The organism is Deltaproteobacteria bacterium, from assembly GCA_003696105.1.
In the GTDB taxonomy this organism is placed as follows: Bacteria; Myxococcota_A; Polyangia; order Haliangiales; family J016; genus J016.
Genome location: RFGE01000114.1, coordinates 22,210 through 34,628, shown reverse-complemented (window position 1 = coordinate 34,628; position 12,419 = coordinate 22,210). Strand labels below are relative to the sequence as shown.

The window sequence follows — 12,419 nt, the reverse complement described above, 5'->3', positions numbered from 1 at the left end:
CCACGGCTCGCGCCATCCGCCGGTTCATGCGGTGTCGCCGCACGGGAAAGCGCCATCGCATTCATCCGCAGGTGCTCCGCATCCTGGCGGAGATTCAGCGCCGATTCCCCGGGCACACGATCGAGATCGTCTCCGGATACCGCTCGCCGCCCTACGGCGTGAAGAACTCCAAACACTTTCACGGCCGCGCGGTGGACCTGCGCGTACGCGGCGTGCGCATCGAGGTCGTTCGCGACTTCCTGTGGCGCACGCACGACCACGTCGGCGTCGGCTACTACCGCGGTCAGAACTTCGTCCACGTCGACTGGCGACCTGGCTACAAGAAGATGGCGTGGACATCGCCGCGCCGCGGCGCCGCGTACCGGTATCACCCGAAATGGTCGCGGCTGTAGGCCGGCGTCGACGGTGACCCTCGGCGGTCGCGAGGTGTCGTGACGTAACCGTGACTCGATCGTGCCGCTGCGCGGGGCACGGGTGCGGCACGATCGACGCGTGAGTTCGAATGTACCCCGCCCCCGTTTCGCCGCCGACAGCGGCTTTCGCCGCGAGCTCGACCGCCGCGTCGGCGCGCATTTCGCGCGCACCGGCCGGTCGCCCCACGGCGACGGGCGGATGTACGTCAAGACCGCGCTGATGCTCGCGTGGTTCGTCGGCTCGTACGCGCTGTTGGTGTTCGTTGCGACGACGTGGTGGCACGGCGCACTTGCGGCGACGTCGATGGCGTTCGCCATCGCCGGCATCGGGTTTTCGATCCAACACGACGCCAATCACGGCGCCTACTCGCGCCGGCCACTTGTCAACCGCCTACTCGAGCGCACGCTCGACATGCTCGGCGCCAGCTCCTACCTGTGGCGGTGGAAGCACAACGTGTTTCATCACACCTACACCAACGTCGGCGGCGCCGATCACGACATCGACCTGGCGCCGTTTGCGCGCCTCACGCCGGAGCAGGCGTGGCGCCCGGCGCACCGCTACCAGCACGTCTACATGTGGGGTTTGTACGGCTTCACCGTGTTCCACATGCACCTCGTCGAGGACTTCCTCAACGTGAAGACCGGCCGCGTCGGCCGCCACCACTTTCCGCGGCCGCGCGGCTGGCGCCTGGCCGAGGTGTTCGCCAGCAAGCTGTTCTTGCTCGGCTGGGCGGTTGGCATTCCGCTGCTGTTTCACGCGTGGTGGGTCGTGTTGGCGTTTTACGTCGCGACCTGGTTTGCGGTCGGTCTGATCCTCGGCGTCGTATTCCAGGCGGCTCACACGCACGAGCAACTCGCGTTCCCGCTGCCCGCCCCGACGACGGGGCGCATCGACGACGAGTGGGCGATGCACCAGGTGCGGACGACCGCCGACTTTGCACCGGATAGCCGCCTGTTGAACTGGTACGTGGGCGGGCTGAACTTTCAGATCGAGCACCACCTGTTTCCGAAGGTGTGCCACGTGCACTACCCGGCGATCGCGCCGATCGTGCGCGCGGTGTGCGACGAGCACGGCGTGCCCTACACGTGCTTTGCCAGCTTCGCCGAGGCGATCGCATCGCACGGGCGCCTGTTGCGCCGCATGGGGCGGCGCCCGACGGAGGCCGTCGACTCGACGCGCGAAGTCTGCGCGGCTTAGCGGCGCAGACTTCGCGGGCGCGCGTCGGGCACGCCCGCGGCCCACGGGCGCCCAGCATGCGCGGCGTCACCGCGGCGCTCGGCGGCGGAGGCCGCGCGCGCGTCAGTTCTCGGTTTCGAACCGGCGGCGCGGCGCGCGGCCCAACGACGGTGCGGGCTTGGCGCACGCGAGTAGACGGCGCTCGCCGTCCGCGAACAGGATCTCGACTTTGCCCGGTCCGACGACGGCTTGGACGACGCCGTCGCCGAACGTCGCGTGCTGCACGCGGTCGCCCGGCTCGTAGGTGTCGGTCGTCCGATACGGGCGCGGCGGCCGGTCGGGGTTGGCCTCGACGACGGGTACCTTCGGCGCCGGCGCCTTCTTGCCGGCGCCGGCCTTCGATGTCCGCTTCGGCGCGGCCTTTGCCTTGCCCTTCGGGTCGCGATAGCGGTGCACGCCGTGGCACTCCTTGCACTCGACCTTCGCGACCTTTCCGTCGACCATGGCGACGACGACGTGCCACACGTCCCCGCACTTGCTGCACAAGGACTCGATGTCGGCCCCGACCGCGACGCTCATGCCGCGATTGTAGCACGCCGCGGTCAGCGCAAATGGAACGGCACCGACACGATCGTCTGCGCGCCGGTCGCCGCGAACGGCCGGCCGGCGGTCGCGCGGGCGATGCAGCCGCGCAGGCCGCGATCCGCGAGGTAACGCGGCGCGCGCACGCGAACGCGCGACACGCGCCCGTCGCCCTCGACGAGCAGCTCGAGGTCGATCGTCGCCGTCAGGTCCGCGTCGCCGCGCGCGTCCTCGATGCACGCCGTGATCGCGTCGGCGAGCGCCGCGATGCCCGCGTCGATCTCCGCCGGCGACAGCGACCGGCCGCCGCCCTCCGCGGCGAAATCGACCGCGCGCGGCGCCAGTTCGATCGACGGTCCGCGCCACACCAACTGGCGATCGCGAGCTGACAGTTCGACCGCGGCCGCCTCCGCCTCCCGCGCGATCCGGCGCCGTTTGCGCGGACGCCGGCGGCGCGCCGGGCGATCTGTTTCGGACCCGGCGTCGGCCCCCGCGGTGGCCGGCGCCGAAGGCGCGGCACGCTGCCACGGGCGTTCGAGCGCCGCGTAGACGCCGCCGCCGCCGAGCAGGGCGCCGATGGCCAACCCGAGCCAGAACGACCGCACTGCCGCAGTGTAGCGGCCCCCGCGGGAGGCTGTGAATACCGGCGCCGGGCTCGGCGTCCCACCTCGCCGAGCGGCCCGCGGCGCGAAAACGGTCCGCGCGGGGCCATGGACACCCACCCACATCGGATACACTAGGCGGCCATGATGAGCAGACGAGCGGGTACGATTTGGATCGCGGCGATCGCGGCGGCGGCGTTGTGGACGGTCGGGATGGGCGACGCGCGCGCGAAGGAGCGGCGCGTGGCGACCCTGGCGCCGGCCGGGTCCGCGTGGATGAACATCCTCGAGAAGGGCGCGAACAAGATCGCGGAGGCCACCGGCGGCCGGGTCAAGGTCAAGTGGTACCCGGGCGGCACCCAGGGCGACGAGAAGGACGTCGTCCGCAAGATTCGTCAAAAGCAGCTCGACGGCGCCGCCCTCACCACCGTCGGCCTGAGCTTGATCTACCCGGGCGTCCGCGTCATGCAGCTCCCGTTCTTGTTCGAGTCGGTCGAAGAGGTCGACTACGTGCGCGCCAAGATGTGGCCGTACTTCGAGAAAAAGTTCGAGGAGCAGGGGTTCAAGCTGCTGTATCCGGGCGACGTCGGCTGGGCGCACATGTACGCCAAGCGATCGATCCAGTCGTTCGACGACCTCAAGAAGGTGACGTTCTGGGCGTGGACCGACGACCCGATCGTGCGCGCGTACTTCGAGCAGATCGGGGTCAGCAGCGTGCCGCTCGGCGTGCCGGAGGTGCTCACGGCGCTCAAGACCGGGCGCATCGACGGTTGCTACGGATCGCCGCTGGCCGCGGTCGCGCTGCAGTGGTACACGGAGGTCTCGTACGCGACGGTCGAGCCGTTCGGTTACACCGTCGGCGCCATGGTCGTCCGCCTCGACGCATGGAACGAGATGTCGCCGGAAGACCGCGCCACCGAGCAGAAGATCGGCAAGAAGATCGGCGCGATGCTCATCAAGCGCGTGCGCAGGGACAACGATCGCGCCAAGCGCGCGATGCAGAAAAACGGCATCCGCTTCGTCGACACGCCGCAGGCGCTGCGATCCAAGCTCGAGGCGGAGGCGCAAAAGCTGTGGAAGCGGCTGGCCGGCAAGGTCTATACCGAGCAGGAACTCGCGATGGTCCTCAAGTATCGCGACGAGTTCCGCAAGAAGCGGGCGAGCAAGTAGCCGCATGGGCGGGCTCGACCCGTTCTTCGCGCCGGCGTCGGTCGCCGTCGTCGGGGCCAGCCGCCGCGCAAGTTCGGTCGGCCACGCGGTCCTGCGCAACCTAATCGACGGGTTCGACGGCGCGATCTATCCGGTCAATCCGAAGGGCGGGGAGATCCTCGGCCTTCGCGCGTACGAGAGCCTGTCGGCAATCGGGGCGCCGGTCGATCTGATCGTCGTCGCGATCCCGCCGCGGTTCATCCCCGACGTGATCGCCGAGGCCGGGCGCATCGGTTGCCGCGCGGCGATCGTCATCTCCGCCGGGTTCGCCGAGATGGGCGCCGACGGGCGGGCGTTGCAGCGGCGCATGGTGGAGGCCGCGCGCGCGGCCGGCGTTCGCATCATCGGCCCGAACTGCCTCGGCGTGATCCGCCCCGGGCGCGGGCTCAACGCGAGCTTCGGCACGGAGGCGCCGCCCGCCGGGTCGATCGGGCTGCTGTCGCAATCCGGGGCGCTGATCACCGGCATCGTCAGCTACGCGCGGGTCGAGCGGTTCGGCCTGTCGGCCGCGGTGTCGCTCGGCGACAAGGCGGACGTCGCCGACGACGACGTGATCCGATGGCTGGGAGCCGACGACGAGACGTCGTGCGTGGCGCTGTACACCGAGGCGTTCCCGCGGCCGCGCGCCGTGTACGACGCGATGCGCGAGGTCGCCGCCGTCAAACCGGTGGTCGCTCTCAAGGGCGGCGCGACGGACGCCGGCGCGCGCGCGGCCTCGTCGCACACCGGCAGCCTCGCGGGATCGGCGGCGGCGTACGCGGCCGCGTTCGCGCAGGCGGGGGTGCAGCAGGCGCGATCGATCGGCGAGTTCCTCGCGTGGGCGCGGGCGCTGGCGTCGCAGCCGCCGGCGCCCGGGCCGCGCATCGCGATCGTCACCAACGCGGGCGGCCCCGGCGTGTTGTGCGCCGACGAGGCGAGCCGCCACGGGCTCGTGCTCGCGACGCTGTCGGACGCGACGCGCGCGGCGCTCGACGAGGTGCTGCCGGCGGTGTGGTCGCACAACAACCCGATCGACGTGATCGGCGACGCGACTCCAGAGCGGTACCGAGACGCGCTGAACATCGTCGGCCGCGCGCCGGAGGTCGACGGCGTGATCGTCGTGATGACGGTCCAGGCGATGACGCGGCCGGCGGCGGTCGCCGACGCGATCGTCGACGCGGTGCGCGATCCGGGGTGGAGCAAGCCGGTGTGTTCGAGCTTCCTCGGGCTGGTCGGCACCGACGTCGGCTCCAAGCTCGACGCGGCCGGCATCCCCGAGTTGCACGTCCCCGAACTCGCGGTGAGCGCGATGGGCGCGCTCGCCCGCCGCGGCGCCTGGCTCGCGCGTACACCGGCCCCGGCCCGCGACTGGCCGGACTTGCCGCCGCCCGATCACGCCCGCGCGCGCCGCCTGCTCGCCGAGGCGCGCGAGCGCGGCCAGCGCCATCTCGACCTGTCGCTGGCGCGCGAGGTGCTGGCGAGCGCCGGGTTGCGCTACAACGGCAGCGGCATCGCGGACGGCGAAGACGCCGCGGTCGCGCTCGCCGAGCGCATCGGGTATCCGGTCGTGGTCAAGCTGATCAGCCCGGACGTCGTCCACAAGTCGGACGTGGGCGGCGTCGTGCTCGACGTCGTCGATGCCGACGGGGTGCGCGCGGCGTGCGCGTCCATCCGCGAGCGCGTCGCCGCGCATCAGCCCGGCGCCCGCATCACCGGCTTTACGGTGGAGGAGATGGTCAGCGGCACCGAGATCATCGTGGGCATGTCGCGCGACGCCGGTTTCGGTCCGGTGATGATGGTGGGCATCGGAGGCGTGTTCGTCGAGGTCTATCGCGATGTCGCATTTCGGCTCGTGCCGCTGTCGCGGCGCGACGCGCTCGACATGATCGGAGAGATCCGCGCACAGGCGCTGCTCGACGGCGCGCGCGGCCGGCCGCGCCTGGATCGGGACGAGTTGGCGGAGGTGGTGTGGCGCATCTCCGCTCTCGTCGAGGCCTGCCCCGACATCGCCGAACTCGACGTCAATCCGCTGGTGATCACCGGCGACGGGCTCGTGGCGATCGACGCCCGCGTCGTGCTCGCGGAACCCGCGCCGGGCGCGGTCACCGGATCGGCCACCAGTACGCCAGCTTGACCAGGATCGCGTGCTCGCCCGGCGCGGACACGGCGTCGCCGAGGCCGGACAGCCCGGCGGCCGTCGCGCGCGGCGCGCCGTCGGCCCGGTCTTGCTGCCACACCGCGAACAGCGTGCTGCCCGGCGCGAACTCCCATCGCACGACCAGCGTGCTGCGCAGCGACAGCACGGTGAAATCGGGCTGCGGCAACACCACGCTGCCGCCGGCGCCGGACAACGCCAGCTCGTCGTCCGTATCGGCGACCACCTCGTACTCGATCAGTTCGCGGCTGCGCGGCGCCGCGAGTTCGCCGAATGCGGTGTAGTCGCCGGCCGACGCGAACGGTTGCGCGAACAGCTCGACTGCCAGATCGGGCGTCAGCGCCAGCTTGACCCGCGCGGTCACCGCCAGCTCGCGCCGCGCGACGGTTGCGAACACGTACCGCTGGCCGAACGTTTCGTCCCGGCCGCCGTCGACCGTGGCGAGGTACTGGCGACCGACGCGCACGCGGGTCCATGCCGGCTCGAGTTGAATCTGGAGGCGGTCTGCGGGGATCGCCGACAGGCGCGCCTGAACGATCCAGCCTGCGTCGCCGGTGTCCGACGACAGCGCGACCGCGCTGGCACTCCACGAGGTGCGGGCGCCGTGGCGATTGCGAATGCCGGCGCCGAGCTCGCGCGCCGGGCCGACCTCCATCAGCGGACCGCCGCGCGTCGCGTCGTCGTCGATACCGGCGGTGCGATAGCTGCCGAACACGTCGATCGCCACGTAGTTGGGCAGCTCGACGGCCGCGTTGACTTCGAGGCCGAGCGGCTTGCGCACGCCGCCGAAGTTCCACTCCTGCGCGATGCTCGCGCCGACCCGCCACGTTCGCGTCCACCGCGTCGGGTGCTCTTCCTCGAAGGACGCGCCCGCTTCGACGAACGCGTCGTCGGCCGAGTGCAGCAGCCCGACGTCGTTGAGCTCGAGCCCGGGCGATTCGGCGCCCACGGTGGCGAACGCGCGCACGTGGCCGGACCGCTTGCGGGCCGCGAGTGCCGCCGTCCACCCGGCGAGCGACCGCCTCGCCGGGTCGAGGCGCACGTGCGACTGGTCGGGCCGCTGGAAGTAATGCGCACTCGACCGCTGCACGGCCTCGATCGCGGCCGCGCTTCCGTGGACGCTACTGCCGCCAGCGAAGCCGCCGACCTCGTACTCGCCGCCCGAGAACCGCAGCCGCCAGTCGACGCCGCCGCTGACCGCGGCGCGCGGCAGCAGATCGGCCAGCGGCGTGCCGTCGTCGACCGCGTCGTCGTCGCCGAACGTGCGCTCGACCGCCGCGATCGACGCGCCGACGATCGACGCGTTCGGCCCGAACTCGCGCTGCAGCCGGCCGACGCCGAACGCTTGCAGCGGATCGAACGTGCGATCCGGCAAGGTCGACGTGATCGCGGCGAGCGCGCCGGCCGACGTGCCGCCGCGCGTGCGGCCGGTGAGCTTGGCGGCGCCGAGGATGCGGGTCGGCTGCGGGGACGCCGACAGGTCGTTGAGCGCGCGGGGCGCGCCGCCGATGCGGCGCGAGTAGAAATACGCGGGGCCGAGGCCGGCGAGCAGTTGCCGGCCTTCGACGAAGAATGGCCGCTGCTCGGAAAACCGCGCCTCGAATGCGCTCAGGTTGACGACCGCCGGATCCGCCTCGACCTGACCGAAGTCGGGGTTGACGGTGGCGTCGAGGGTGAAGCTCGATCCGAGTCCGATCTTCGCGTCGATGCCGGCGCGCCCGTCGACCCCGCCGCCGTCAGCCGATTCGCCGATGCGCGCCTCGGCGGCGGCGTAGGGCAGAAGCTCGGCGCCGCGCTCGCCGCGGATGCCGGCGATGCCGGCGAGTTCGCCGAACCACGACGACCACGCGACGACTCCCTTGGGGACCACGACCCAGAACACGTCCTCGTTGTCCTGCGGGCGATAGCGGTTGATGTTGACCCCCCAGGCGTGGTGCTGCCGGCGGGGAAACCGCAGCTGCGAAAATGGAATCTTCATCTCGGCGGTCCACCCGTGTGGACCGACATGAACCGCGGCGTCCCACACCGGGTTGTACGAGTAGTCGCGAGCGAACATGTTGTCGTCTGTGTGGAGCCAGTCGACGCGGACGCCGGCGGCGGTCACTGCGAAGCTGTACGCGGTGCGCCGGTCGAGGAACGGATCGAACGACACGATGATGCGCTCGGCCGATCCGGAGTCGTCGCGCCGCGTCACGACCGCCTGCACGTCGTCCGGCCCGCGCGCGTACATGCGCGCGCCGACGTACAGGTAGTCGTCGTCGTACGCGAACGCCACCTCGGTGCGCCGCAGCGGCGCGGCGCCCTCGTGTGGCTCGCGTTGGGCGAAGTCGTGGACGAACGGGGCGGCGCGCCACACCGCGTCATCCAGGCGGCCATCGATGCGCGGCGCGACGGCCGCGCGCACGGCCACTGCGCGCTTACCGGCGGCGGCCGGCGTGCCGGCGAACGCCGCGGTCGCGGCGAGGGCCACCGCCACCGTGGCGGCGGACGCGGACGCCGGGCGACGGGCAGACATCGCCGCTTCATAACAGAGCGCGCGCGCGCGGTCGACCCGCGGCACCGGTGGCGATCGAACGCGTTGTGGTCTAACGTGCGGCGCGCATGACGACGCAACACGCCGCATCCGAACCGCGCGTTCGGCTGTTTCACCGCCTGTTCGTCGCCAATCGCGGTGAGGTCGCCGCGCGCATCGCGCGGGCGTGCGACGCGCTCGGCATCGAGCCGGTGTTCGGCGTGTCCGAGGCCGATCGCGACGCGCCCTACACGCGCGGGCGTGACGTGGTCGTACTCGGGCCGGCGCGCGCGGCGTCCAGCTACCTGGCGATCGAGCGCGTCGTGCAGGCCGCGGTGCAGTCCCGATGCACGGCGTTGCACCCGGGCTGGGGCTTCCTCGCGGAAAACCCCGTGTTCGCGAGCGTGTGCGAGGCCCACGGCGTCACGTTCATCGGTCCGCCCGCGCACGTGATGCACCGGATGGGGCAAAAGACGCCCGCCAAACGGGCGATGGCGGCGGCCGGCCTCGCCGTGATCCCGGGCAGCGACGGCGCGCTGCGCGATGCGGATCACGCGCGCGCGGTGGCGGACCAGGTCGGCTACCCCGTGCTGCTGAAGGCCGAAAGCGGCGGCGGCGGTCGCGGCATGCGCGTGGCGCGCGGCCCGGATGAGCTGGCTGCCGCGTTCGCGGACGCGTCGCGCGAGGCATCCGCCGCGTTCGGCGACGGGCGCGTCTACCTCGAACGCCTCATCGAGGGCGGCCGTCACATCGAGATCCAGGTGCTCGCCGACCGCTACGGCAACGCGATTCACCTCGGCGAGCGCGACTGCACGATCCAGCGCAATCACCAGAAGTTGATCGAGGAGTCGCCGTCGCCGGTGCTGTCGGACGCCGAGCGCGCGCGCACGCTCGCCGCCGCCGTCCGCGCCACGCGCGCGATCGGCTATGTCGGCGCCGGGACGCTCGAGTTCTTGCTCGATCCCGACGGGACATTGCGGTTCATGGAGATGAACACGCGCCTGCAGGTGGAACATTGCGTGACGGAGATGCGCACCGGCGTCGACCTGGTGCGCGAACAGATCCTCGTCGCGGCCGGCCACCCGCTGTCGTTGCGCCAGGACGACGTCACATTCGACGGCCACGCGATCGAATGCCGCATCAACGCGGAGGACCCGCGCAACGACTTTCGCCCGGCGCCCGGCACCATCGCGCGGTGGTCGCCGCCCGATCCGGCCGGCGGCACGATTCGCGTCGACACGCACGTCGAGTCGGGTTATCGCATCCCGCCGCACTATGACAGTTTGCTGTGCAAGGTGATCGCGAAGGGACCGGACCGCGACGCCGCGTGTGATGCGATGATCCGCGCGCTCGACCAGCTCGTGTGCGAGGGCGTTCCGACCACCGTGCCGATGCACCTGGCCATCCTGCGGTCGGCCGCGTTCCGCGCGCACCGGTACGACACCCGCGCCATCCCAGGTTGGCCGCCGGAGGCAGACTGATGGCCCACGTTCCGCTCGTCCCGATCGGCGCGTCGCTGGACGCGAGCGTCGCACCGCAGGTCGCCGCCGAGTACCGCGCGCGCCTCGCGCAGCTGGAGGACGTCCTTCGCCAGCGGCGCGCGGAGGTGTATGCCGGCTGGGGGCCGAAGTACGTCGACCGCGTCCACGCCAAGGGCAAGCTCACGGCGCGCGAGCGCGTCGACCGGCTGCGCGATCCGAACTCGCCGGTGTACGAGGTCGGCACGTTCGTCAACTACGGCGTCGAGTTCCAAAACGGCCTCAAGTCGCCCGGCGCGGGGGTCGTGACCGCGTTCGTGCGCGTGGAAGGCCGGTGGTGCATGGTCATCGCCAACGACAACACGGTCGCGTCCGGGTCGTGGTGGCCGCGCACGCCGGAGAAAATCCAACGCGCGCAGACGATGGCGCTTCGCCTGCGGTTGCCGACCATCTACATGGTCGATTGCAGCGGGCTGTTCTTGCCGGAGCAGTCGCGCAGCTTCCCGGGCGCGCGCGGCGCCGGCCATATCTTCAAGATGAACAGCCTGCTGTCCGCGCACGGCGTCCCGCAGATCGCCGGCGTGTTTGGCGACTGCATCGCCGGTGGCGGCTACATGCCGATCATCAGCGACCGCGTCTACATGACGGAGCAGGCGTACATGGTGATCGCCGGCGCCGCGCTGATCAAGGGCGCCAAGAGCCAGAAGATCACGTCGCTCGACATCGGCGGCCCGGAGGTGCATGTGCACCAATCCGGTTGCGCCGACGTGCGCGTGCCGAACGACGACGTGCTCATCGATTGCTTGCGCCGCGAGGTCGCCCGCCTGCCGACGTCGGCGGCCGACTTCTACCGCGGCGGTGTCGGCGCAATCCCGCCGGCGTACGCGCCGGCCGAACTCGCCGGGGTGATCCCGCCCGACCACCGCGAGGCGTACGACTGCTTTCAGGTGCTCGCCCGGCTGTGCGATCAGAGCCTGTTTTGGGAACTGATGCCGGAGATCGGCGACGAGATCGTGTGCGGCATCGGCCGCGTCGGTGGCTTGTACGCCGGTTTCGTGATCAACAAACAAGGCCTGGTCGCCGATCCGGAGCATCCCGGGCGCCCGCGGCCCGGCGGCATCCTGTACCGCGGCGGCATCGCCAAGGTGAGCGCGTTCTCGCGCGCGTGCAACGACGACGGCATCCCGCTGATCTGGTTGCAGGACATTTCGGGCTTCGACATCGGCCGCGAGGCGGAGCGCCACGGTCTGCTGGCCTACGGGTCGAACCTGATCTACACCAACAGCACGAACACCGTGCCGATGTTCACCGTGCTTCTGCGCAAGGCGTCCGGCGCCGGCTACTACGCGATGACCGGGTTGCCGTACGACCCGGTGGTTCAACTGTCCACCTGCCTGTCGCGACTGAGCGTGATGGAGGGGCGGACGCTGGCGATCGCGACGTACAACACGAAGCTCGACGACAACTTCGAGATCGCGACGAGCGACCCGGAGGAGCGCGCTCGCATCGAGCGCGGCATGCGCGAGGTGGAGGCGCGGATCGAGGCGGACATGGACCCGTATGTCGCGGCGCGCCAGATGGACACGGACGAGATCGTGGAACTCGGCGCGCTGCGCGACTGGCTGGCCGCGGTCGTCGAGATGAGCTACCAGGCGGCCGGCTACCGGCGGGTGAAGAATCCCCGAATCTGGAGCATGCACGACCTCGCGGAGTTGGTCGGCGGAGTGCGCGGATGACCCGGCCGGCGGTCGTCGCCCTGTGGGCCGACGGTGCGCTGCGGTCGCCCGCGGTCGGCTGGTGGCGCGTCGGCGTCCGCGACGGCGCGGTCGTCGTCCCGGGGGCGCCGCTCGGCGCGATCGAGACGCTCGGCGTGGTGACGCCACTGGTGGCGCCCGACGGTGCGGCCGGGATGGTCGCGGGTGCGCCGGGCGGCGTGGCCCGCGTCGCGGTCGGTTACGGGGACGCGCTCGTGCGGCTCGTTCCGCTCGACGGAGTGGCCGCGGCCGACGACGATCCTGCCGGCGGGCACCGCGCGCCGGCCGAAGGCGCCATGGTCGTTCGCGCGCCGACGAGCGGCCGGTTGTACCGGAAACCAGGACCGGACCGGCCTCCATTCGTCGAGGTCGGATCGGTCGTCGAACCCGGCGCGACGCTGTGTCTGCTCGAGGTCATGAAGACGTTCCACCGCGTCGCCTACGGTGGGGATGGACTGCCGGCGCGCGCGCGGGTCGTGGCGTTTCTGGTCGACGACGAGGCGGACGTGGACGCGGGCGACCCGATCGTCCAAGTCGAGCCGGCGTGACGCGTCGAGC

At 71.4% G+C, this 12,419-nt stretch carries 10 protein-coding genes; 7 read left to right on the top strand and 3 right to left on the bottom strand.

From position 1 onward, the window contains the following. Window positions 1–26: 26 nt before the first annotated feature. Window positions 27–392 carry a DUF882 domain-containing protein gene (locus tag D6689_07815; protein RMH42586.1) on the top strand — a complete coding sequence of 122 codons (366 nt, stop codon included), beginning with the start codon at window positions 27–29 and terminating at the stop codon, window positions 390–392. Window positions 393–492: 100 nt separating this feature from the next. Beyond that, a complete protein-coding gene (locus D6689_07810) occupies window positions 493–1,611 on the top strand; it encodes an acyl-CoA desaturase (GenBank protein RMH42585.1) in 1,119 nt (372 codons plus the stop codon). 102 nt (window positions 1,612–1,713) lie between these two features. Here D6689_07810 and D6689_07805 read toward each other — a convergent pair whose 3' ends face one another. Together D6689_07805 and D6689_07800 are read right to left on the bottom strand one after the other, a co-directional pair. Continuing rightward, window positions 1,714–2,169 carry a hypothetical protein gene (locus D6689_07805; GenBank protein RMH42584.1) on the bottom strand — a complete coding sequence of 152 codons (456 nt, stop codon included), beginning with the start codon at window positions 2,167–2,169 and terminating at the stop codon, window positions 1,714–1,716. 23 nt (window positions 2,170–2,192) lie between these two features. Further along, complete coding sequence (locus tag D6689_07800; GenBank protein ID RMH42583.1) at window positions 2,193–2,777, bottom strand: hypothetical protein; 585 nt, start codon at window positions 2,775–2,777, stop codon at window positions 2,193–2,195. Between the two features lie 141 nt (window positions 2,778–2,918). Between D6689_07800 and D6689_07795 the strand changes: the two genes are divergently transcribed. Beyond that, on the top strand, window positions 2,919–3,944 hold the full coding sequence (locus D6689_07795; protein ID RMH42582.1) for an ABC transporter substrate-binding protein: 1,026 nt from the start codon (window positions 2,919–2,921) through the stop codon (window positions 3,942–3,944). 4 nt (window positions 3,945–3,948) lie between these two features. Beyond that, on the top strand, window positions 3,949–6,096 hold the full coding sequence (locus tag D6689_07790; GenBank protein RMH42581.1) for a CoA-binding protein: 2,148 nt from the start codon (window positions 3,949–3,951) through the stop codon (window positions 6,094–6,096). Here D6689_07790 and D6689_07785 read toward each other — a convergent pair. Next, window positions 6,065–8,677, bottom strand: coding sequence for a hypothetical protein (locus D6689_07785; GenBank protein RMH42580.1), 2,613 nt, complete (start codon window positions 8,675–8,677; stop codon window positions 6,065–6,067). The genes D6689_07790 and D6689_07785 overlap by 32 nt on opposite strands. A gap of 41 nt (window positions 8,678–8,718) precedes the next feature. Here D6689_07785 and D6689_07780 point away from each other — a divergent pair, with 41 nt between their 5' ends. From D6689_07780 to D6689_07770, 3 genes are all read left to right on the top strand, one after another. After that, complete coding sequence (locus tag D6689_07780; protein ID RMH42579.1) at window positions 8,719–10,110, top strand: ATP-grasp domain-containing protein; 1,392 nt, start codon at window positions 8,719–8,721, stop codon at window positions 10,108–10,110. Next, complete coding sequence (locus tag D6689_07775; GenBank protein ID RMH42578.1) at window positions 10,110–11,843, top strand: propionyl-CoA carboxylase; 1,734 nt, start codon at window positions 10,110–10,112, stop codon at window positions 11,841–11,843. The genes D6689_07780 and D6689_07775 overlap by 1 nt, the downstream gene beginning before the upstream one ends. Window positions 11,844–12,157: 314 nt before the next feature. Next, window positions 12,158–12,409, top strand: coding sequence for a biotin carboxyl carrier domain-containing protein (locus D6689_07770; GenBank protein RMH42590.1), 252 nt, complete (start codon window positions 12,158–12,160; stop codon window positions 12,407–12,409). Window positions 12,410–12,419 lie beyond the last annotated feature (10 nt).